The sequence below is a fragment of the Paenibacillus anaericanus genome (assembly GCF_003994475.1).
GTDB lineage: Bacteria > Bacillota > Bacilli > Paenibacillales > Paenibacillaceae > Fontibacillus > Fontibacillus anaericanus.
The window spans coordinates 340,326-362,338 of sequence record NZ_RZNY01000002.1; the positions used below are offsets into that span (position 1 = coordinate 340,326).

General features: G+C 40.4%; 19 protein-coding genes. 6 read left to right on the forward strand and 13 right to left on the reverse strand.

The window, feature by feature from the left end; all coding sequences use genetic code 11:
* Positions 1–57: 57 nt before the first annotated feature.
* The 6 genes from EJP82_RS03810 to EJP82_RS03835 form a co-directional block, all read right to left on the reverse strand.
* Positions 58–2,841, reverse strand: a complete 2,784-nt coding sequence (locus EJP82_RS03810) for an endo-beta-N-acetylglucosaminidase (RefSeq protein ID WP_127190687.1) — start codon at positions 2,839–2,841, stop codon at positions 58–60.
* A 186-nt stretch (positions 2,842–3,027) separates the two neighbouring features.
* Positions 3,028–4,050: an alpha/beta hydrolase family protein gene (locus tag EJP82_RS03815; protein ID WP_246053969.1), complete on the reverse strand. Its 1,023-nt coding sequence runs from the start codon at positions 4,048–4,050 to the stop codon at positions 3,028–3,030.
* A complete protein-coding gene (locus EJP82_RS03820) occupies positions 4,034–4,690 on the reverse strand; it encodes a GNAT family N-acetyltransferase (protein ID WP_246053970.1) in 657 nt (218 codons plus the stop codon). Before EJP82_RS03820 ends, EJP82_RS03815 begins: the two co-directional genes overlap by 17 nt.
* 2 nt (positions 4,691–4,692) lie before the next feature.
* Positions 4,693–5,457: a MerR family transcriptional regulator gene (locus EJP82_RS03825; protein ID WP_127190690.1), complete on the reverse strand. Its 765-nt coding sequence runs from the start codon at positions 5,455–5,457 to the stop codon at positions 4,693–4,695.
* A gap of 123 nt (positions 5,458–5,580) precedes the next feature.
* Positions 5,581–6,675, reverse strand: a complete 1,095-nt coding sequence (locus EJP82_RS03830; RefSeq protein ID WP_246053971.1) for a winged helix DNA-binding domain-containing protein — start codon at positions 6,673–6,675, stop codon at positions 5,581–5,583.
* Positions 6,675–7,772: a phosphotransferase gene (locus EJP82_RS03835; RefSeq protein WP_246053972.1), complete on the reverse strand. Its 1,098-nt coding sequence runs from the start codon at positions 7,770–7,772 to the stop codon at positions 6,675–6,677. Before EJP82_RS03835 ends, EJP82_RS03830 begins: the two co-directional genes overlap by 1 nt.
* Positions 7,773–7,911: 139 nt before the next feature.
* On the opposite strand from EJP82_RS03835, the gene EJP82_RS03840 reads away from it, so the two are divergent.
* The 5 genes from EJP82_RS03840 to EJP82_RS03860 all read left to right on the forward strand — a co-directional run bounded on the left by EJP82_RS03840 (position 7,912) and on the right by EJP82_RS03860 (position 12,272).
* The gene (locus EJP82_RS03840; protein WP_127190692.1) at positions 7,912–8,370 is read left to right on the forward strand and encodes a MarR family winged helix-turn-helix transcriptional regulator; all 459 of its coding nucleotides are present in this window, start codon (positions 7,912–7,914) and stop codon (positions 8,368–8,370) included.
* Complete coding sequence (locus tag EJP82_RS03845) at positions 8,363–9,223, forward strand: hypothetical protein (protein ID WP_127190693.1); 861 nt, start codon at positions 8,363–8,365, stop codon at positions 9,221–9,223. The genes EJP82_RS03840 and EJP82_RS03845 overlap by 8 nt, the downstream gene beginning before the upstream one ends.
* A gap of 143 nt (positions 9,224–9,366) precedes the next feature.
* Entirely contained in the window at positions 9,367–9,762 is a 396-nt protein-coding gene (locus EJP82_RS03850; protein ID WP_127190694.1) for a DUF2871 domain-containing protein, read from the forward strand.
* A gap of 307 nt (positions 9,763–10,069) precedes the next feature.
* Positions 10,070–11,761: a methyl-accepting chemotaxis protein gene (locus EJP82_RS03855; RefSeq protein ID WP_127190695.1), complete on the forward strand. Its 1,692-nt coding sequence runs from the start codon at positions 10,070–10,072 to the stop codon at positions 11,759–11,761.
* Positions 11,762–11,855: 94 nt separating this feature from the next.
* A complete protein-coding gene (locus EJP82_RS03860) occupies positions 11,856–12,272 on the forward strand; it encodes a VOC family protein (RefSeq protein ID WP_127190696.1) in 417 nt (138 codons plus the stop codon).
* A 65-nt stretch (positions 12,273–12,337) separates the two neighbouring features.
* Here the strand turns inward: EJP82_RS03860 and EJP82_RS03865 are convergent, their stop codons facing one another.
* The 3 genes from EJP82_RS03865 to EJP82_RS03875 all read right to left on the reverse strand — a co-directional run bounded on the left by EJP82_RS03865 (position 12,338) and on the right by EJP82_RS03875 (position 18,035).
* Positions 12,338–15,559, reverse strand: coding sequence for a cellobiose phosphorylase (locus tag EJP82_RS03865; RefSeq protein ID WP_127190697.1), 3,222 nt, complete (start codon positions 15,557–15,559; stop codon positions 12,338–12,340).
* A gap of 12 nt (positions 15,560–15,571) precedes the next feature.
* On the reverse strand, positions 15,572–16,912 hold the full coding sequence (locus tag EJP82_RS03870) for a glycoside hydrolase family 30 protein (RefSeq protein ID WP_127190698.1): 1,341 nt from the start codon (positions 16,910–16,912) through the stop codon (positions 15,572–15,574).
* 109 nt (positions 16,913–17,021) lie between these two features.
* On the reverse strand, positions 17,022–18,035 hold the full coding sequence (locus EJP82_RS03875; protein ID WP_127190699.1) for a LacI family DNA-binding transcriptional regulator: 1,014 nt from the start codon (positions 18,033–18,035) through the stop codon (positions 17,022–17,024).
* A gap of 183 nt (positions 18,036–18,218) precedes the next feature.
* Between EJP82_RS03875 and EJP82_RS03880 the strand changes: the two genes are divergently transcribed.
* Positions 18,219–18,812 (forward strand): YdeI/OmpD-associated family protein, encoded by a 594-nt coding sequence (locus EJP82_RS03880; protein ID WP_127190700.1) that lies wholly within the window; start codon positions 18,219–18,221, stop codon positions 18,810–18,812.
* Positions 18,813–18,853: 41 nt separating this feature from the next.
* Here EJP82_RS03880 and EJP82_RS03885 read toward each other — a convergent pair whose 3' ends face one another.
* The 4 genes from EJP82_RS03885 to EJP82_RS03900 all read right to left on the reverse strand — a co-directional run bounded on the left by EJP82_RS03885 (position 18,854) and on the right by EJP82_RS03900 (position 21,837).
* On the reverse strand, positions 18,854–19,537 hold the full coding sequence (locus EJP82_RS03885; RefSeq protein ID WP_127190701.1) for a DNA alkylation repair protein: 684 nt from the start codon (positions 19,535–19,537) through the stop codon (positions 18,854–18,856).
* Positions 19,538–19,541: 4 nt separating this feature from the next.
* Positions 19,542–20,477 (reverse strand): alpha/beta fold hydrolase, encoded by a 936-nt coding sequence (locus EJP82_RS03890; protein WP_170220121.1) that lies wholly within the window; start codon positions 20,475–20,477, stop codon positions 19,542–19,544.
* A 4-nt stretch (positions 20,478–20,481) separates the two neighbouring features.
* Positions 20,482–21,105, reverse strand: coding sequence for a TetR/AcrR family transcriptional regulator (locus tag EJP82_RS03895; RefSeq protein ID WP_170220122.1), 624 nt, complete (start codon positions 21,103–21,105; stop codon positions 20,482–20,484).
* 114 nt (positions 21,106–21,219) lie between these two features.
* Positions 21,220–21,837, reverse strand: coding sequence for a DNA-3-methyladenine glycosylase family protein (locus EJP82_RS03900; RefSeq protein ID WP_127190704.1), 618 nt, complete (start codon positions 21,835–21,837; stop codon positions 21,220–21,222).
* Positions 21,838–22,013: the final 176 nt, after the last annotated feature.

The window sequence follows — 22,013 nt, forward strand, 5'->3', positions numbered from 1 at the left end:
CTGTTATAAATATACATAATGAGTATCTAGCCCAGGAAACACCCTATTCGCTATGGGCTATTTCAACCCCATTACTTTAAAACCGTAAATTCTTGCTGCCGTGTCTCCACCTTGCGTAGGTTTTGCAATAACGAGGCGCACATAACGAGCTGAAGTCAACTCGATCGCATGTTTACTTACGCCTTTCGTATTATCATTGACACTTACCGCATCGATCCATTTCTCTCCGTCACTACTATACTGAATTTTAAATTCACGGGTATTAAACGCCGCTGGTTCGCCGCCCGTTTCTGCATGTTTAATTATAAATTCGCTAATTTTGTGCTCAGTACCAAGATCAACCGTCAATGTATGCGGAGCGTCGCCCACCGCGCACCATTTCGTCTTGTCATCAGTGTCAAGTGCAAACTTCGGACCTTCGTTCTCATTTACAAAGCTAGAAGCACTCGCCGTCTTGCCAAGAGCCAAGTTAACGATGCCGTTTGCCGCTTCTTTAGTTACGGTAATCAATTTCTTCTTCAACACATTTTCACCAACACTATTTTTGGCTGTTAACGTAATTTCGTAATTGCCTTCTTCTCCATAAGTAACTTTCGGATTACGCTCCGTGCTGGACGACGGCTCACCACCTGGAAAGCTCCAGTTCCATTGTTCCGTTACCTCGGAAGATAAATCCGTCAATTGAACCGTGTCGCCGGGAGCTATTAAGGTTTGTTCCGCTTCAAAAGCCGCGATCGGTTGCGGATACTTTGGCCAATTGAAGCTTACAGCCGCTCCTTTGCCTTGTTGATAATGCCGGCTCACTGGAATTACTACCATTTTCGTAGATAATTCTTTGTCCAATCGCTTCATTTCAGGTACATAATACACGTTATTACCTGTCGTCCCTATCAGATTATATTTACCATCCGGTTGGACACGATAGACCTGATAATATAACACATCAGAATGATCTTCGGGCTCATTCCATGTTAAACGGGCGTCCCCATAAATCCCGTCACGGAACTCATTCTCCGTTACCGTCAACGCTGTCACAGCCTTCACCTTTTTGGCGTTAGCTTGATCCATCGTACTTGTTACAGATAACTGTCCGATATGGGCAACATAATCCGCTTTCGCCTTCGTCGCCTCAAACTTCAACGATATTCCTACGATCTTACGTCCTTTATATTGATCTAATGGAACGCTTCCTTGTCTCCAGACCCCATCCTCTCCTACTTTTTCCCACTTCTTCGGTTCAAAAAATACATATTGGTCAGGCGCATCAGAAAATGCGGCACCTATCTTTACTTTACCCGCATCGGAGTTAGCCTGATAAATAACAGACAATTCTGTTGTTGCTTCTACTGGCATATTTGCTTTGTACAGCTTTAGATGGGTTGAGGAGCCCTTCTTTAGATCACCTTCCACTTTCAATGAGCTGCCACCATAGTATGCTTTACTAAAATCAAAGCTTGGTTTAAGGCTTCCACTTCCTACGGTTTCCGTAATCCAGCGCCAAGTTGGCAAAATATCCTGCAAGCTACGGTTGCTCCAGTCCGTATCGCGCATAACTTTGCCATTAACGGCGTACATATGGCCATTGCCTGTATTAAAGTGAGTTATAAACTCGGAGCCTGTCAGTAGGGTCTTATCTACAATATCATGCGCAATTCCTCTCCATGAAAGGGGATCTGCACCTTCCGGCAGGTCTGTTTGCTCTGGGTTTTTATTATTTCCGACCCAAAATATTTGTTCTTTCTCCATATATTCTTCATTATTCTTTGAGCTATTGAATGCCCAATCCGGCCGATAGATTCCGAGTGATGTTGTCGCCGCTTTACCATCTGGGAATAACATTGGCCAGTTATAACTGCCTTCATATCCTTTAGCTTCTACATCGATACCAGCATATAAGTCATACGGGCTGCGGCCTAACTCTTTCGCTTTCGCAGGCGAATTCAAATAAGGTGTAATGTAATCATACTTTCCGTTCTTCTCATCCTTGTACTGCCAGCGAAAATCGATAAATAAGTTATCTGAGACGCGCTGTTCCTTGTCTTGAAAAAACATTTTGTTCTTATCAGTTAATGAGCCCTGCCACTTGACTGGACCTTCGTCAACCATCGAGTCATACCAAATAATTTCCATCTCTGGACCTTTTATTTGTTGCAAATATTTCAGGAACTTCACCATGTTCTGGGCATCCTGCGGCGTTCCCCCTTGAGTCTCCTGATTAATGAACCAGCCATCGAAGCCATAGTAGTTCGCTACCTCGATGAGTTTATCTCCTACCGGAAATGAACCGTCCTCACGCTGTGCCAGTAAGTCATGCATCCAATCGATTTTACCGCCATGCTCGGTTTGCGGCAAGAAAACGGTTCCATAAACCGGAACGCCGTTTTTATGAGCAGCATCGATAACGTCTGCACTTGGCGGTACAATCAATCCCTCACCAGCCGAGCCTCCCCACATCACTAGTTTATCGATATATTGCCAGTAACTAAACGTATACGTATGAAACTGTTCCGACCCTTGAGAAGGCGCTCCGCTCGTACTTGAATACATAGAAGACAAAGCAATCACTTTCGGCTCCACTTTGGCATGCTCATTCACCTTGGCTCCGGTCACACGTCCCTCCTGCAGTTTTACTGATCCTCGGTTATATATGGCATCAGGATCTTTGTCCGGAGACCACTTTAGAAGAGTGTTCGGGTACCAATAGGATGAATGCGGCTGAGCAGCTTCTACCTGATCTGCAAATGCGAATAACGATACAGCCAACAGCGTTGAACCTGCCAGCAACGCACACTTTTTCTTCCACTGGCTTCTTGAGAAATAGTTTGGTTTAATTTTCTTCATAAATACCCTCCTCGTATCCGCTTATTACATATCTATTGTCCCAAGTAAGCGCTTCCTTGCACAAGTTGAAAAATACTAGATCATGATGGATAAACTAAAGATATACAAAAAAAGAGGAATAGGCTTCGTTCAGCCTACTCCTACGCTCATTGTAAATCCCTAATAAACATCTCATTGATTAAAAAGTTAAATACCGGGTTTGTGTGCCATTTGCGAAACAAATTGAGTTAAATCACTCAGATACTTGTCATCAGAAAGTTTTCTAGGAAAGAAAATAGCTGTCAGATAAGTGCGCCATGTAGAAGTAGCTATATCCTTTTTTAGCATGGAATGATCTGCATCAGGCAATATGAATACGGATAAAAGATCAGATTGTACATTTTGTCGATACATAAGCTCCGTATTGTTAACATCTACATTAATATCCTGACCACCTAAGACGAGATGAACGGGTGAATTAATATATTTAAGCTCCTCTGTGGCATCCGATTGATAATTCTTTTTAATAAAACTCCATCTTTCTTCTGAAATCAGTCTATCTTTATCTGCCATTAATAGATAATCTTCATAAGAAGATTGTGACTTCAATAGATCTAAAACTTGATTATCATATTGTTCTACTTCTTCTATCTCTTCTTTAGTGTATCCTTCCCTTTCCAAACTTTTGCTTGTATTGTATTTTCCCTGGGAGATCCAATTTATAGCAGGTGAGACAAGAATATTGAAGGCGATTTCTCTCTCCTCTTTGACAACCTTCGGAATGACCCAACCCGCTTGGCTTGCCCCCCATAGACCGATTCTTGTATCGTCAATCATAGGTAGAGATTTGGCCCAGTTTATCGCCTGAATAACTTCCTCGGCACGATCGTCCATACTTTGGTCTAGCCAATTCCCTTCAGAACCATGAATTCCTGGCTTACTCCAAGATAATGATGCATACCCAACGGAAGCCAACTTTTCCCACAAAGGCTTATATCCACCATCATAAGTATCATTAATCTCACCATCTCCATGAACAAACACCACAAGACCTATTTCCCCAGCATAATCTGTTGGTAATGCTAACGTACCCTTTAAAACACCATTCGGAGTTTGAATTTCTATTTTCTGTTCAATCATTTTAAAAGTATTTTGCTGTATGAATAGGAATCCAAGAGAAGCAACAAAAATAATCGTTGCAGCTAGTATATATTTAGAACGTTTTTTCAATTGCCTCACCCCCAGCATTTTTGCTTCTCCACGTCATTAAGTGCCAAAGGGGCTCTTGAAAGAAAAGATGTCTTTTAAAATTATACTTTGATTTCTCGATATGGAATCCAGCCTTTTCATATAAATGAATCGCATTGTTATTCTTACCTGACACAAACAGAGTCAATTCCTCAAATTCAGGATGCTGCTGGACGAAATCTTTAGCCCAAGTTAGTACAAGTTTGCCCATCCCTTGATTGCGATACATTGAATGAATGGCAATGTGTTCGATGTAACATTCCTGCTCTTGAGGTTTGTACTCTAGCATACCCATTCCGATTATAAATTTACAAACAGTGATGAACCCGAATTGTTTAAAAAGAGCCCTAGAATTGTAATTAGTTGATATCTTTGGGGGTGAACTTTCATCTTTCCATTTCAAAAAAATCGTACCTACCAGTTCCCCATCTTCCTTCACTACCATTTGTTTCTCTGATACGCATTCTGATTCATTCAACCAAATCTTGCTGAGTAATTTGATAATATCCTCATCATCTAATTGGACCAGTGAATGAAACTTTCCTTGAAATGACTTCACTAACAGGCGGCAAATACTTTCATAATCTTCTCTTTGATATGGGACGATGACTATATTTCTCATATTCATACCTCACTGATTTTTACTTGTATTTCATAGATAAGGTTATGATTATCAAACATGGATAGGTACGATCTTTCAATCAATACAATTGGCCCTAAAGAAGCGTACTGCTTTTCCGTTTGAGCCTCATGTAGCTTGTTTATTTCTTCTAAAATATCGTTTTCTTCTGTTACAAGGAACCTTTTAGTGAGGTATTTCCCTTTTTCCAAACGCATGTCTGTTGATTCATTAGATTCAAAACACAGGGTAACTTTATCGTCCGCATATAAATAATGTAGATCAGATTCAAATAAGTTAGTTAAGTGCCCTCTTTTTTCATACAGATTTCTCGCATTGATTTGTTCTTCTTCACTAAATTCAATCCACTTGTTCATAAATCGAGTTTCCACGTATTTAACTTCGTAATTTTCTTTGGGCGTGTTTTGCGTTTCATTGTGCTCTTTAAGCGTCCTCTGAATAAATTGCTTCAGTTGAATTAATTGATCAATTTCAGCTTCAATATCTCTTAGTGATATTTCTAAAAGGTGACGATAATCCTCGGTGGAGTACGACATAACAGACTCTTTAATTTGTTGAACAGGTATATTAAGTTTGCGGAGCAGCAGAACATGAGATAATTGATAAATTTCAGGAATGCCATACATGCGGTATTGATTCGTGTCCGTATATGCAGGGTAAAGAACTCCCTTTTCTTCAAAATAACGAATTTGATGAACCGATACATTCATGAGCTTGGAAAGCTCACTAATGGTTATATACTCTTTCATTACGACACTCCAATCCATTGGTTTATACGCTAACTATAAACCCTAGGTCTGACCTAATGTAAACAGAAATTTATTGTAATTCAAAAAAAAGATAGTCTTCAAAAGACCATCTCTTCTTATATCTTATATTTGGTCCCTCTCGTCAAAAACAAGCTTCGATAACGGAACCCCCATAAATTCGGCATACCGTTCAGCAGCCATAATCACCGTCTCTTCTCGCTCACCAAGATGCTCAAACGGAATAACGGCAACCTCAACCCCTTTTTTCTTAATCGTTCGTTTCCATGTACCGATAACCTCACCACCAGCGACAAGGGTCGGTTGGAACACCCCGTTATTGCCTGGGACAATCAAGGGAGCATATTCAGGCGCAAGCACTGCACCGCGGTCTTTATAACCAAGGATATATTCATCAAATCCCGGAAGCAGTTGAACACCTGAATCTTCGGATATTTGAACAGTTGCATCTTGGGACATCCAGTACTGACTTCCATCTATATATTCGGAATGAAGCTTGCGTTTAACTTCCTCATGGCCTATTCTAGCATCTGTAAGCGTTATTCCTGCCCACCAAGCGAAGTCTTGAATGGTTGCAGGTCCATGTGCCGTAAAATACCTCAATGCAAGCTCAGCTATCGATTCTTCTAAAGACAACTCTCGTGTTTTCGGAACCCACTCGTCTAGCAAAACGAAAGTTTGCTGTTTACCATTCTTAGGACCAAAACAAATCAAACCCTCATACGTTAAACTCCATAATATTGCATAGCCACGTTGGTCCGTTGTTGTAATACCATCCTCCTCTAATAATTGCAGCAACTCAGTGCGAGTCACCTGTTGATGTCCTTTCAATGCTCCATATATGATTTCTCTGCATCGCGCAAGAGTTCTATCATCCACTTCCAACTGTACCAACCTTTTCTTCCCCAGCCCCAGAACACGCGAGGCCGAAAGCTGAACCAACCATTTTACATCTGCCGGGGGGACAAAATGAATCGTACCTCGCAGCGCCCAAGTCAGAACAATTTTCCGCTCAGCTATGGCATACTCAATATCCGCTAAAGTAGTAGAAAGTGTACGTAAACCGATCGCCCAGACAGCCTGCATGTAATCCTGCGCTTGCATCGCAACAAGTTCTTTAACTACCTGTTCAGGATTCACGAGCTTCGAACCAATAATACGCTGATTACCTAAGCGACGATTAGCAATAACGTTGTTCATCACAGTTCATCTCCAGTACTATAGGTTGGCTCACTCAGATAACGGTCATCCATGAGCAGCCTCAACTCCTCTTCCATCCACATCTTGCTATGCGAAAGTTTCTTAAGGTCGATAGTTAACATCTGCACCTGTTGTCGCAGCACGCTAGATTCATCTGTTCCATTAAAATAACGGCTCATAAAATGAAGAAACACATCAACTATACGCAGAGTTATAAGCACGGGGATCGCAGCAATTTCTTCCGGTAATAACTGTATCTTTCTACCAAAAGCACTGCAAAATTGCCGTACGGATTCCCTTTCTTCTTCATGCCCGAGGAATCCCGAGATGATAACAGCCGGTTCCATCGCCCTTATATCCCATGTACAAAATTCAAAGTCGAGCAGTGCAGTTACTTTACCAACATCTTTCGAGTCTACCAGTAGGTTTGATTCATTAAGGTCACCATGAACAAGTTGCTTCGGAAGTTTCGCCAGACCTGATAGAGAATTGCAAATGTCCTCGTAAGTCTCTCCTAAAGTATGTAGATTCTGGCGGAGATCAATGAACGCTTCCGGTGGATTTTCGCAAAAGTTTAAGACTACCTCTCGGTCGCAATTTGGATACGACTGCTGCAATTCATAATACGGCCGATAAGCTGGAGTTCCCGCTGGATTGATCTTGGCAAGTGCAGTTGATAATTCCCCTGCAGCTTCACCGAATGAATAGATCATCATGGAACTACTCTCCACCGGAGACTTCCCTTCTATATATTCGAACAGACAAGCATATTTACCACTGCCATCTTCCACCTTTACAATCGTCTCTCCCATAAGTGTTCTAACCAGTGCAGGAACTTTAACGTTCAGCTTTGCCTCTTGTAAAGATTCTAATACCGCATGCTCAAACTCAACTTTATCTCGATCCTGATGGGTATCATAAATACGAAGCACACAGCTTCGGGTTTTATTCTTGATAAAATACGTTGTATTGTTCCATCCACTAGCTCCCTTTTGTATCGTGCCACTCCACATAGGCCAATAACGTTCTATCATGCCTTCAATCATTCCCTCATCCCTTTCAACAACATATTCCATAAAATCAAGCTTTCCATCCATATATATACTTTCTTCTACTATAGCCGCAAGTCTTTTGCATATAAAGCTAAGTTAGAGACAAATTTCACTGCAAATAAGCAACCAGTTGCATAAAATAGGCAATAGGTTGCTTATTGAACAAATAGGAGGAGAATCAACTATGGGAAATGTACAACAACAGCAATATGTATTTGGCAGCATACTGTTACTGGCAAATAAACTTCAAATTACCGGTGATAAATTATTCGATGATTTAACACTGAAACAATGGTTTCTCATGATCATGATTTTTAATATGGAGAATAAGTCCCCCGCCATAAATGAAATTTCCGAGTTTACCGGCACGACGAGGCAAAATGTTAAAAAGATGTTATTACCTCTCGAAAGTAAAGGTTATCTCACCATCCACAAATCAAATTCGGATGCGAGAGCATTAAATGTGCAGTTAACTAAGAAGAGTTTTGATTATTTTAGTCAAAATGAGAAGTACGGAGAAGAACTAACAAAGAAATTATTTAAAGATATAAACAATGACGATTTAACGGCAACAACCCGAGTGCTGGAGAAATTAATGGATAATTGTATTCATATAAAAAAAGGAGAGGAACTATATGAGTAGAATCAAAGCAATAAAATCACTATCTTTGATAATAACCATACTAACTTTGATCGTAAGTTCTATTGGCTTATTCTACACCACTGGAGGACAACCATTCGTCGTGCAGAATATTTATGGAGACTCCGTAACTTTATATGGGGATGGAATTTATGCTTACAATTCCATTCTAAAAGTTGGAACATCAAAAGGGACAGATATCGTCATGATCCTTGTTGCGTTACTCTTTGGTGTAACCACATTTTTATTTAATAAAGGAAGTAGAGTGAAACTAATACATACAGGACTATTAGCAGGTTTATTATATTATTCTACTTGCCTTGCTTTTGGGGTTACATATAATCGGATATTTATTTTATATCTGTTACTTTTTTCAGCAACGTTATTTTTATTTATAATAGAACTTAAGTATATCTTCGCCGAAATCAAACTACCTGAGAAACTAGCTGGGAGATCATTAAAAGGAACTGGAATATTTCTCATCGTTGCCGGATGCTCTGTTCTAGTATGGCTTATGTTCATCATTCCAACGATCATAACAGGAGCACCCATGGAGATTATTGAAATCTATACAACAGAACCAACGTTTGTCATTGATCTGGGCGTTATTCTGCCATCTGCTGTTTACTGCGGAATTCTTCTACTAAATAGAAATAGCTATGGTTACAGATTGGTTCCTGTGATACTGATTCCACTAACAATCGTTGGCCTTTGCGTAATTGGACAAACTATTATGCAGACCCAATTAGGTATTGAATTACCCCTAGGTCAACTTATCGGGTTAGTTGTTTCCTTTGTTATTCTAGGAATTATTTCAGTTGTTTTAAATGTAAAATTTTTAAAACACATAGTTTGATCCCTCCGCTGAATATTATTTAAATTTTCTTTAGTTTGTGATAGTATTCACCTTGTAATATTTTGTTCATACTGCGTTCTTATTTGGATGATACTCTTACGATAACAAGTAATATTAACAATAATCTTAAAGGGGACATGATCATGAAAAAATTATATTATACTTCCTTTTTCTATGTGATTCTTGGTTTATTGGCAGGCGTTGCCTACCGCGAAATTACAAAAATGAATGATTTCACAGGGGACACCGTATTAGTTGCCCTTCACACTCACATTTTGGTGTTAGGATTTATCTTCTTTATCATTACTCTGATCTTGGCCAAGTTATTTAATGTACACGAAGCAAAATCCTTTGGTGCATTTTTCTATGTCTATAACTTTGGTTTGCTGATTACGATCGGGACTATGGCTACTCGAGGCATGCTACAAATTAACGGTGAGGATATTAGCTTCTTGCCACATATCGCTGGATTAGGTCATGCGATTCTAGGTGCAGGAATAATCTGGTTGCTTGTTATCCTCGGTAAACGAATCAAATAAATATAAGTGGGCTTCTGGACATTCATTCCAGGGGCCCTTCTTTATTTTGAGTCACGCTCCTCCAAAACCCTCCATTTGCTATATCCCCTTGAATTAACTAATGTCACTTCTCACTCTATAGAAAGATACATAACCTCGATAAACTTCGTTCGTTTTAATGATAAAAGTCCTATTCATATTTATTATCCAGTTACCGATAGTAAAATGTGATACCCATAGGACCATAAATTGATTAACTAATGATGTGATCTCAAATTATATATGGTTATTCATACAACAAACTATCTACTTTATCAGGGGGAACAATATGCGTTCAGTCAGAAGCAAGCTTATCGGATCATTTTCAATTGTATTAATATTTGTAGTGTTATTAGCCTATATGGGGTTGTCACAAGTGGCGAAGATGAGAGATTTCACGAGTGACGTAACAACTCGTTGGATGTACGGAATTCAAACGATCGACCAAGTGAACTTATCTTTGGAACAATATGAAAGTAGCTATTTAAAACAGTCCCTTACAAAAGACACACAGGAACTGGAGCAGTTGAATACTAGGATTGACTCTCTATTTCTCCAAATTGATGATGGAATCGTGAAATATCAATCTACCACTTTCACAGAAGAAGACAAGAAATTGTATACGGAACTCACCAATGTCTGGGCAACATATAAGGAGCTCATGGACTCCCTATTCTCGGGAAAGAATAGCGCCGAAGAACAAACTAAGATTGCTGAAGAAATCAGTGTAACTTTTGATAAAATGAGAGTAACGATCGATGCTTTAATCCAAATAAATCATAATGGAGCCCAGCAAAGTGAACAGGATAGCCAAGCTTTATTCGTTAGCACGGCATCGATCATTTTTTATATCGGGATTGCCATATTGATTATAATTTTAGTTCTCGCATGGCTGCTTACCCGGAATTTAACCAAACCCTTAATCGCTACAACTGCAACAATGAATCTTATTGCTGCGGGTGATCTGACAGTTAAACCTATGGTCATTAATCGCAAAGATGAGTTTGGCACGATGATGGAAGCCGTCAACCGAACCGTTGCCAATTTGCAGTTATCGGTTAAGCAAATGCAAGACTCATCAAACTCAATAGCCACTGCATCTCTACAAATGTATTACAGTTCGGAGCAGAACTCAGAAGCTGCTCGACTTGTGGCGGAATCTATTCAACAAGTTGCCGTTGGTTCTGAAGAACAAGCTAACGCTGCTTCGGAATGCGGCAAGGTAATTGATGAAATGGCACAGGGTGTCGGACGGATTGCTGAGTCAGCCGTAGAGGTGGCGGAATTGTCTCAATACGCCGCATCCCAAGCGACTATTGGCTCTGAAAGAATCCTCGACGTTTCCGATCGAATGAAGAAGCTGAGTGATTCAGTAGAAATTGCAAGTCAAACCATTCATAAGCTTGAACAACAATCCGAACAAATTAATGTGATGTCATCTTTAATCGGACAAATTTCTGCTCAGACAAATTTACTTGCGCTAAATGCTAATATCGAGGCTGCACGAGCAGGCGAACACGGTCGATGCTTTGCAATTGTTGCTGGAGAAATCCGCAAGCTGGCCACTCAAAGTGATGAAGCATCACATAATATTACTGAATTGATTGAATCCATTAAACAAGATACGCTGATTTCTGTTACTGCGATGAGCCAAAGTCTTGCTGAGGTTCAAGAAGGAGTATTATCTGTTGAGCATGCAGAACAAGCGTTTAAGGAAATCGTATTATCGACTACAGACGTGTCGACGAGAGTCCAAGAGACTGCTGCAGCAACCGAGCAGCTTGCCGCAAGCTCGGAAGAAGTTGCCGCTTCGATTGCCAACATGGGTCATATCGCACAACAGACTGCGGATATGTCACAGCAAGTGGCTGCATCGACGGAAGAGCAACTTGCTTCAAGCGAAGAAATTACGACTTCTTCACAATCAATGTCGGGAATTTCTAAAGAACTAAACAGCTTAGTAAGTCAATTCAAATTGTAATTGAAGCTGTTTGGATTTTCCAAAGGTTAATGATACAATTTTAAAATAAATCAATCTTAAATGATTTATATTTAAACTCGAAGGGATGAAGCAAATGTCTGTTGATGTTTATATTAACTTTAATGGAAACTGTCGTGAAGCAGTGGAGTATTATGCTCAGGTCTTTGAAACCGCTAAACCTCAAATTATGACCTTTGGAGAAACGCCACCTAATCCAGAATATCCCCTTCCAGACGAAGCAAAAGAACTTGTCATGCACACACGACTTAACATCAACGGTAGTAACGTCATGTTCTCTGATGTTTTCCCAGGTATGCCTTTTGTAGAAGGAAATAATATCAGCCTAGCCCTTGTCACCAATAATACGGATGATATTAAATCTTTCTTTAACAAACTGAAAGAAGACGGCAAGGTAGGCATGGAACTTCAAGAAACATTCTGGAGTAAATGCTATGGTAGTCTAAAAGATAAATTCGGAATCGAATGGCAGTTTAGCCATCCAAGTGAATAATCAAAAGAGACCTAGCCGCTGCTAGGTCTCTTTTGTTATTCTTGATATTACTTCATTACTTCATACTATTCCATGTTCACTTCGATCGCTGATACTTCTCCATCACGTACGGCTATTGCATCTACTCCTTGAATAACAGCTCCATCATAATTCACAAACGTGCCATCACGTTTAATCAGTTTCATGCTACTTATAACCGTAGCATTGTCACCAAACGTATCTGCTCGGCGAGCATTGTGATATGTTACTTGCGTGCTTCCTAGGAAGTTAAAGGATACTTTACCCGACTCATCGAATAACCAGCTTGGTAATATTGGTGAAAGTGTAAGTGTTAACTGTCCCTCACGTACCTTAAATACGTTCTTGCCGGCCATCATACTTCTCCACATGCTGAGGAATTCTGCTGTAGATCCACTTAATCTAGCTACGAAACCTCTGCCATGCACCTCGGGATCAGGATTACTTCCCGTTGCAATAAATGAGGAATTCTCTAGGGTACTACGTCCGTATACTGCCGGATCAAGGAAAGGTACAAGTGATGTCTTCAAGTCCTCGAAATACTCCTCATATAAACCTGCCTTCAATAGTCCTAACAAATATTTATAGGACATATGAAGGAAATTCGATTCACGTTCAAGCCAGCCTGGCGTAAAAGCACGCATACGTCCAATTTCATGAGACTCTGAATCTAAACTAACAGATGTCTGATACATCTGGGTCGTTTTATCGTACAGCCCCGATTTCTTAATCCGGTCATAAATATTTTTGGCCTGCTGTGGATCATTCAGTGTCTTCATCCAACGCGTAGGACCTTCCAAGAAATGTGGCAGAGCATAAACCTCAAAGCTCTTCACTTTGGCTCTCTGCAGTCCATTGCTACTCAATTCTGGATTCCCGTTCGCGTCTACCACCCTTTCAAACTCTGTAGCTTCAAAACGGAAGTAGGTTGGAACAATTCCATCACCAAGCTCAACGGCTTTCGAAATACCTTCATCTATTTTAACTGCAAATGCTGAGAAGCCTTCCTCAATCACTTTCAAGGAAACCTCCCGCTCCACTCCCGTAATTCCAAAACGAATGCGTTCCCGATAAGCTTCACGTGCCAAGGCCACCACATCCCAATAAGTGAACGAGTCTGTCTTGCCATCTTGATAGTTCACAACGGCTTGATGAACCGCTTCGAACAAATCTGCAATTTCTTCAGGTAAGCGAATAGATTTCTCGCCGTATTCCTTCATACTTTCCAATAAGAAGGTCACCATTCGTTTCAATTCAACAGTCTCGCTCATCCCGGATCCAATCAACCCAGGAAGTCCATTCATTGCGTCATTCCACCCTGGTTTATTCGCTTCCATTTCGACGCCCATACCATAAGGATCTAGAGTGGAGAATTTATTTAGCGCCAATGAAACCATTTTTACAAAGAGGTTGGTATGATACACTTCCCCTTTGCCGCCTTCGGTTTGTAACCAGTTCGTATCGTTCATTTTACGTCCAAGCCGTTTTAACTTTTCCTCGTCTTCGATCAATGCATCATACTGCCGGACTTGGTTCTGCAATATAACATATTTCTTGGAACGTGGTTGAACGTAAGCAGCACTATCATAAAAAGCATAAGTCTCGTCTGCAAACAACAGCTCTTCCTTCTTGTCTGGGAATATATCAAGGTAGCCATCTACTAAGTCCATGTTGTAAGTCCAGTGATCACTCCAGAAGCCTTCGCCGAAACCAGCTTCAAAATTTTGCTGTGAAAGAGCTAGTACACCACTAAGTAATTGCTCTTCAGTTACATTCAGCTGAACTTCATGATCCGCAAGGAAATTAACAATTTTACCCGGAGTAAATTTACCATTACACACTTTCAGCACTTCTTCGTGCTGATCTGCTACTGCAGTTCTGATCCATTCTTGTAGCTTACCTTCATTCTCAGGTTTAACATTAAAACTACACCCCTGCACGCTAAGTGGATTATATCCGTCGGCCTGCATCAGACTATAGAACATTTTAATATTAAACGTTCCTACCTTAGGGTTAAAGAACACATCATTACGGCGGTTCTGGTTCATATCCCGGAAATTCCCGTTACCTTGAGAGTAGTATTCCGGTGCTATGGAGAAGAAATTGTAATCCCGTTCCAAATCACCATGTTTGCGTGAGTAAAGATGTACAACGAAACCTTCACCTTCATTATCAAAAATAAACGGGTAACCCCCACGGAGGAAATTATCCATATAGGACTGCTTAGCATACGCGTCAAATAATTCAGATGATGTCTGCGTAGCGATATCTGTCGTCAGTTCTTCAACTAAACTCTCTGCCTCTTCTCGCTTGCGAGAAATGTAGTCTGCAGAGCATAGAAGATCTGCTTTGGTATTGATTTTCTCAATATCATTCACATGACCGATGATCGTATTCAAGGATAGGCTTTCCCCTGGAGCAAGACTTTGTGAGGCCCCACTGAAACCACAAGGTACTTTATTGACAGGGTATTGTGGCTGCTCCTTAAGCTCAGCAAGTGAAGTCATCGCAAAATGGTCGGGATACATGAGCGAGGTATTGCCACCGAACACAACTTCAAAATCAACGATCGGTGCAATGCGTTTGCCTTCTCCAGTGAATGATAGATAGAAATGTCCACTCGTCACTGCACTTACTCGTGCCTCATCTGCTGTACTCGAACGGACGTGATAGAACGGAATGTCATTCTCAAGATTGTAGACTTCCATCCAGCTCCGCAACAAATTACCTATCTCTTTAAATCCGCTATTTTCTACACCATAAGGAAGAATTTCCGGCATTCCATCCATTAGTTCCAGTTGAACTGGTTCTTTGCCGATATTCACAATTTCAACCTGGCGGACCAAAGCAGCGTAATCATCATTAGGTAAATTGAAGTAATTGACCACGGTCTTCAATCCATATCCCGTATGAGTTTCTTCGATTGTAAGTCCATTCGGAGAGATCCTCATCACGCGAGAAGCTTCTGCATCAGGACGTGCCGATTGAAATGGTTCGTAGATAGTATCTTTTCCTAGTATTTTGATGAAAGTCCGAAATCCATTGGCTGCTACATTCTTGTACGTAATGCTCGCAGGGGAGAATTCCATGATGGCGGAGTTTTTGTCGCGAATACCAAAGCTACATACCGCTTGGCCCCGATTGACATAGAACGTCCACATTGGAATACCCTTTAATCCCGCCATCCCCGGTAAGAAACTGGAGAACGGTTTGGCTTGATGAAATTGCTCGATAACAAATGAATTATTCTCATAATAATACTTAGTCATGTGTATTCACTCCTATTTTGTAATGATATAAGTAGCAATGGAATGAGGTTGTAACTCTACCTCTAACTTACTTTCTTCTAGGCCTAAAGTGGCTTTTTGAACATCATCCGTTTCATTCATCACTACCACTGCGATGTTGCCATCAGGATTTAAGAACGCAGTACTTTGTAAACTGTTAATCTTAGATGTTTGACCAATACGTACGGCACCTGGTGCGATATACTTACTGAAATGTCCAATGTAATAATAAGAGCTATTATAATGAATCGTATCTGTAACCGTGTCCGCTATAATTGGCGCATCACAATAGTTGCCTACGTGATTAGGTCCACCCATCTCATCAAGTACAATATTCCAATCCAAGTACCCCTCTATCCAGTTGTTCAAATCTCCAATCATGTTTCTGCCATATCTTTCACCTGTAAACCATTCACCAAGCTTAACTCCACCCTCTTGGCATCCTTCAGTAAGTAACAGATGTTTGTCAGGAAACAGTTCATGCACCTTACCAACATTCCCAAAATCCTCGCTCACATACCAATGTATCCCTGTGCCCCAGACATACTTAGCTGCTTCTGGATCTGACAGTACAACTGATGCTCGATCAACAATAATGTCGCGATTATGATCCACGATCAGGATTTTAACTTCCTCATAGCCCTCACTGTGCATGATCGGACCTAAATGATTTTTAATGAAATCACGCTCTTCTTCTGCACTATAAATACAGGAATCCCATGTCTGCACTGCCGCAGGCTCATTTTGCACTGTAACGCCCCAGATTGGAATGCCTTCCTTCCCGTAAGCTTCGATAAATTTGGTGAAATAACGTGCCCAAACATGCGCGTATTCTTCTTTAAGTTGGCCACCGTTATTCATTTCTCCATTCGTTTTCATCCATGCCGGTGGACTCCAAGGAGAAGCAAGCATGGTGAACGATCCACCTTTGACCTTCATCGCATCTTTAATAAGCGGTAACACCCATTGATGATCATGTGATATGTCAAAAGTAGATAGTTCTGTATCGTTATCGGCCACATACGTATAGTTTCCAAGCGCAAAGTCACAGCTATGAATATGTACCCTCCCGATGGAATATCCTAGTCCTTCCGTGGGATCAAAATAGCTGCGAATGACTTTTTCCCGATTCTTCGCACTTACACGAGACAAGGTATAAGCAGCAGATTCCGTGAATGCGCCACCAAAACCAATTACACTCTGATACTTCGTACTGAGATCTAGTTCAACATCCGCCACTTCTCCTGAAGTTCGGCTTAGAACAGGGACACTCCCCTTATCTGTTAAACGTTCACCAGAATCTTTTGCAGTTACGATCATTTGAACTTGCTTCATTAATCGAACAACTCCTTGTCCCATATAGTCCGACACCGGTTTCGAAAATTCCTAAAAAAATATTCCTCGGAATTTTTTCTTCTCTTTTTTTGATTCTTGGAACTAATAATTAATGGTTAACAATACCACACGAATCCCTAACGACTAATCGTACAGGTAACATCATGGATTCAGCCACATCTGAAGGGTTATCTATAGACCGGATCAGAATTTGTGCAGCCTCATTTCCCAAAAGTGCTGTATCTTGTCCAATTGTTGTTAATGCAGGAGTGATATATTGAGATAGATCAATATTATCAAATCCAATGATAGACAAATCCTCGGGAATATGAAGTCCTCGCTCCTTTGCAGCCCTCACTGCACCCAGTGCTAAATGGTCTCCCGCCGCATACACAGCAGTTGGTCGATCCTCTAAATCCAAGAGTTGCATCATTGCCGCGTAGCCGCTTTCAATTGAGAAAAACCCGCCGTTGACTATATACGAATCCTGCTTCTCTAAATTCAGCTTAGAGATCGCGAGTTCATACCCTTGTTCACGCTTGGAGCCAGCAAAGGTATTAGTCCCTCCTGAAATATGGGCAATTTTGCGATGGCCTAGTGAATGTAAATACTCCACGGCCAGATAACTACCTCTTTCGTTGTCAGAATAAACGGTATGTGCTTGTGAGGTTTCATAATCCAGAATGACACATGGAATATCACTGTCCAGAAGCTCTCTGAAATAAGGATCTTCATAATCCGACAGCACGACAACTACACCATCTACACCTCTGATCTTGCAATTCTCCAAGTACCCGCTTTGTTTCCCACCGACATCTTTGGAAATGAACATTAGAGCATATCCTTTGTTCACGACGGCTTGTTTGAAACTCTCGATGACTGCACTAAAAAAGGGATGCTGCATTCCGATACCTGAGGATTCAACAAATAGTACACCAATCGTCCAAGATTTCTTGGTAGTTAATGTACGTGCATGAGCGTTAGGCAAATAACCAAGCTCTTTAGCAGCTTGTAAAATAGCCTGACGAGTCTGCTTTCTCACATCTGTATAATTGTTGAATACTTTAGAAACTGTTGTGGGCGAATAACCTGTTTTCTTTGCAATATCATAAATAGTTGTCAATCGGGAATTCACTCCTGTTGCAAATAAATCGCATGTGATACATTGTTTAATTGCATTTTAATCGTTTATCTAGGGAACGTCAAACATAAAAAAGTGGTTGTTGAAGCTTATTAGTGGAAATCACTATTACTTAAAAGTACAATTAAACCTAATAGATTAAGTAATGAAGGGCGATGTTCCTTGATGATAAATAGTAAAATGAATCCTAAGGTTGATGAATTTTTAAGTAAAGCCAAACAGTGGCAGGCAGAATTCGAGAAATTGAGATTGATTGTTCTTGACTGTAAGCTGACCGAAGAATTGAAATGGGGTGTCCCTTGTTACACATTTCAGAACAATAACATCGTTTTAATACATGGATTTAAAGAATATTGTGCAATACTGTTTATCAAAGGCTCCTTGTTACATGATACCTATCGTATTCTAATCCAACAAACGGAAAAGGTTCAGGCGGGGCGCCAGATTCGGTTCACCAATGTTCAAGATATAGAAGCAATAGAACCCATCTTAAAAGCCTATATTTATGAAGCCATTGAAGTTGAAAAAGCCGGTTTGAAAGTGGATTTTAAAAAGAATGCAGAATTGATAATTCCTGAAGAACTTCAGAATAAATTCGATGAAATCCCTGATTTGAAACCGGCCTTTGAAGCCTTGACGCCTGGACGCCAAAGAGCATACCTTTATTATTTCTCTGAACCCAAACAATCCAAAACCAGAGTGTCAAGGGTTGAAAAATATGTGCAGCAAATCCTAGGTGGAAAGGGCTTAAATGATTAGGCCCAGCCATGTCATGGTTCTGGGCAAAATGCTACCGTTAACTATTTCCGCTTCATGTTCCGAATCATCTTCTTTGTTTCCTGATCCACCCGATATGACTCCGTTATTTTCTGCAAGGCTTTGTTGTAAGTGAAGTCGTCTAGTGCGTTGCTTTTCAAAAAAGTCATGGTTCTCTCGGGCAGCTTCACATAACAGATGGAAACTGCCCAGGCAACCGCCATTTTGACATAATACCCCTCATGATTAATACTATCCAAACACTCTAGAACCCTATCGATGTATTCCTCTGCAATGTAATAATCAAGCAGCATAACCACGCCAAAACGTATTTCGTATTCTTTGCTCGACATGAGATATGGCTGTAAAAACTCCCAAACTCGTGGCATATTCGCCTTTGTGATTTTTAACCCCACACAAAAACTATCACATACCGACCAATTATCAATTTTGGGTACGAAATCCGCGACATAACGTAACGATTCTTCGATATCTGTTCTAACATAACCAATGACTATACCTTGTAACATGACTTCCTCAAAATAATGATCTTCCGCATGTTCAAGATACGTGCGCCAATCTTCTTTTACAATTTGCTTTGCTAGGCTGCGCAGTAACGGTATTCGAACTCCCAATACATTATTAATGTTCGGGATCAGTGCCGCTGAAAATTTCTGATATTCCTCTTCTGCTAATTCCATGATCTGTTCTCTTATTGTTTTTTCCATTGTGTTACTCCTTACTGTTTCTAATAAATTCATCAAACGCCTCTGCCACTTCCCTCTCATGCCCAACCATTAAATGCCCGCCGTCTTCAAAGGAAATAAATGTAGAGTTAGGAAAGCGTGAAAGGGATTTACTTATCTGCTCATAGCTTGCGAGAGCATCATCTTTAGACTGTAAAATTAACGAAGGAACCTTCAGGTCTTCAATTGGATACTGATCAAAATTTCGTGCCATATCGGGATTTGTAATCGAGGCATCCATTACCATCCCATCATGGCGACGACTAACAGGCAGCATACTATAAATCGTATCCTGTTCCATACCCATAAGTGGTTTGAATAACGGTCGTAGTAGCCACATAGGGAAATCATTGCACATGAACGATGGAGGACCTGAATATTCGCTATAGCTCTCGGGTTTTTCCAAGAAAGGTGCAGCAGATGAGTACAATATCAAACCTCTCGTTCTCTCTGGATAATCCAAAGCAAAACGTATTGCAATGGTTCCTCCTGCTGAAGTTCCAAGTATGAATACCTTGTCGATTCCTAACTGGTCCAGTAGCTCTATATAAGCAGAAGCTTGAGCTTTTGGTGAAGGGTCTTGTGGGCTAGCACTATCTAGATAGCCGAACCGTGAAGGAGCAATAATTCGGTACTGATCTACTTTATCTTTTACAGTCTCAAATCCCTGATCATATCCTCCGCTAATTCCATGAGCAACTAAAATGACCTCTTCTCCCGTTCCTTTATCTACATAGGTCATATCACCATAGTTTAACTTAATGGTATGTGCTCCATAGGTTTCAAGCCTTATGTTAGCCTTTTTCACTTCGATGCTGCACTGGATATATTGTATAAGCAGAAATATTGCGATCAATACCAGGGCGATGCCAGCAATACATAATATCATCCGTCTCTTCCCCTTCTTTATTGACGATTTCACAATTTCAGTCCTCCGGATTGACAGCATAATGGCTTGAAAACTCAGCGATGTGTTTTTTTATAAAACCTGAAGCTTCTAAATCATTGTCACTAGTGGAGTCGTATTTACATAGTAGGAGAAAAATTGGTGAGTAGAAATGTAGTGCCATTATATAGGGGTCACCTTTAACAAAAGTACCTGCATCCATAAATTTCTTAAAAATCGCGGATTGAAATTGTAACGCATCATCAATAAATATTTTCTTGAACATATTAGACACTGCGGAATTTCGATACTGTTCTATCGTTAGCATTTTCCTAAACTGTCCAACCACATCATCTCTTAAATAAAATAAAAACAGCTCGCTAGATATTTCCCCTAAAGTTTCTAATGACATCTCCTTATACTCTTGGGCAAGAGTGCTATGCTCAGGGTTTGGAACTGCAAGCTTTTGGTGGATCGCATGAATTCTCTGTGCGGATTTATCAATGATAGTATCAAAAATATCCTGTTTGTTCTTGTAATGCTTATATAAACTACTCTCATGAACACCAACTGCACCGGCAATATCCCGCACCGAAACAGCTTCAAATCCGCTGGTAGAAAATAAACGAAGTGCTTCCACTAATATTTTTTCTTTGGTTGTCATCGTACTCGTACTCTCCTTCATGGATATAAGTAAACGACTGTTTACCTATATTAAAGGTCAACAGTCGTTTACTTGTCAAGATATGTATTTAAATTCATCGTTTATCTGCTCCATTCATTCAAATGAAAGCTCCCACAAATAAATAGATGCCACAGAACCAAACGGCGAATATCGTAGACAATATTGATCAAATTGTTCTTTGCTAAGGGAGTTCAATCCATAAAGTTTCATCATTCCTCGGCGAATGGCAATATCGCCCCAACTTACAATATTAGGGCGCTCCATAGAATTGATGAGCATCATTTCAGCCGTCCATTTCCCTATTCCATTTAGCATCGTAAGCTTCTTAATAACCTCTTGATCTGAGAATTCGTTTAACTCATTCAAGTTAAAGTCACCTTGTGCAATAGTTTGAGCAATCTGATGAATACACACTGCTTTCTTCATTGTCATGCCACATCCCTGAATATCATCGGCGGTCTGCATGGCCAAATTGTGAGCCGATATTTCACCAAAACGCTCCTGCATTCTAGCCCAGATTGTGCGAACGGCTTTCACTGAAATCAGCTGTCCAACAATCGCATATACAAGTGCCGTGAACAAATCGGGAATGATGGCACGCTCAATCTTACCAAGTCGTTTCATAGCAGTTCCAAGTGTTTCATCCACGCTATTTAAATAATCGATCTCTTCTTGCCCATAGTCATAATACTTAGTAATTACTTTACTCACGCAGCTTCCCTCCTTCAGTTCAATTTAATATCGTAATATGAATATACATTACTCAGTCCTGTCTGTAAGGATAATTGAATAAGAGCGCAACATAATGATATAAAAAAAAGCAGCCCAGATACTTAAAATAAAGTCCTAGACTGCCAATTTATTAAACTATGATCTCAAAGGTCGAT

What these genes read in the sequence shown, in the direction of transcription:
- EJP82_RS03810 (WP_127190687.1), bottom strand. Translation starts at nt 2,841, where the DNA reads ATGAAGAAAATTAAACCAAACTATTTCTCAAGAAGCCAGTGGAAGAAA.
- EJP82_RS03820 (WP_246053970.1), bottom strand. Translation starts at nt 4,690, where the DNA reads ATGAGAAATATAGTCATCGTCCCATATCAAAGAGAAGATTATGAAAGT.
- EJP82_RS03825 (WP_127190690.1), bottom strand. Translation starts at nt 5,457, where the DNA reads ATGAAAGAGTATATAACCATTAGTGAGCTTTCCAAGCTCATGAATGTA.
- EJP82_RS03830 (WP_246053971.1), bottom strand. Translation starts at nt 6,675, where the DNA reads ATGAACAACGTTATTGCTAATCGTCGCTTAGGTAATCAGCGTATTATT.
- EJP82_RS03835 (WP_246053972.1), bottom strand. Translation starts at nt 7,772, where the DNA reads ATGGATGGAAAGCTTGATTTTATGGAATATGTTGTTGAAAGGGATGAG.
- EJP82_RS03840 (WP_127190692.1), top strand. Translation starts at nt 7,912, where the DNA reads ATGGGAAATGTACAACAACAGCAATATGTATTTGGCAGCATACTGTTA.
- EJP82_RS03845 (WP_127190693.1), top strand. Translation starts at nt 8,363, where the DNA reads ATGAGTAGAATCAAAGCAATAAAATCACTATCTTTGATAATAACCATA.
- EJP82_RS03850 (WP_127190694.1), top strand. Translation starts at nt 9,367, where the DNA reads ATGAAAAAATTATATTATACTTCCTTTTTCTATGTGATTCTTGGTTTA.
- EJP82_RS03855 (WP_127190695.1), top strand. Translation starts at nt 10,070, where the DNA reads ATGCGTTCAGTCAGAAGCAAGCTTATCGGATCATTTTCAATTGTATTA.
- EJP82_RS03860 (WP_127190696.1), top strand. Translation starts at nt 11,856, where the DNA reads ATGTCTGTTGATGTTTATATTAACTTTAATGGAAACTGTCGTGAAGCA.
- EJP82_RS03865 (WP_127190697.1), bottom strand. Translation starts at nt 15,559, where the DNA reads ATGACTAAGTATTATTATGAGAATAATTCATTTGTTATCGAGCAATTT.
- EJP82_RS03870 (WP_127190698.1), bottom strand. Translation starts at nt 16,912, where the DNA reads ATGAAGCAAGTTCAAATGATCGTAACTGCAAAAGATTCTGGTGAACGT.
- EJP82_RS03880 (WP_127190700.1), top strand. Translation starts at nt 18,219, where the DNA reads ATGATAAATAGTAAAATGAATCCTAAGGTTGATGAATTTTTAAGTAAA.
- EJP82_RS03885 (WP_127190701.1), bottom strand. Translation starts at nt 19,537, where the DNA reads ATGGAAAAAACAATAAGAGAACAGATCATGGAATTAGCAGAAGAGGAA.
- EJP82_RS03895 (WP_170220122.1), bottom strand. Translation starts at nt 21,105, where the DNA reads ATGACAACCAAAGAAAAAATATTAGTGGAAGCACTTCGTTTATTTTCT.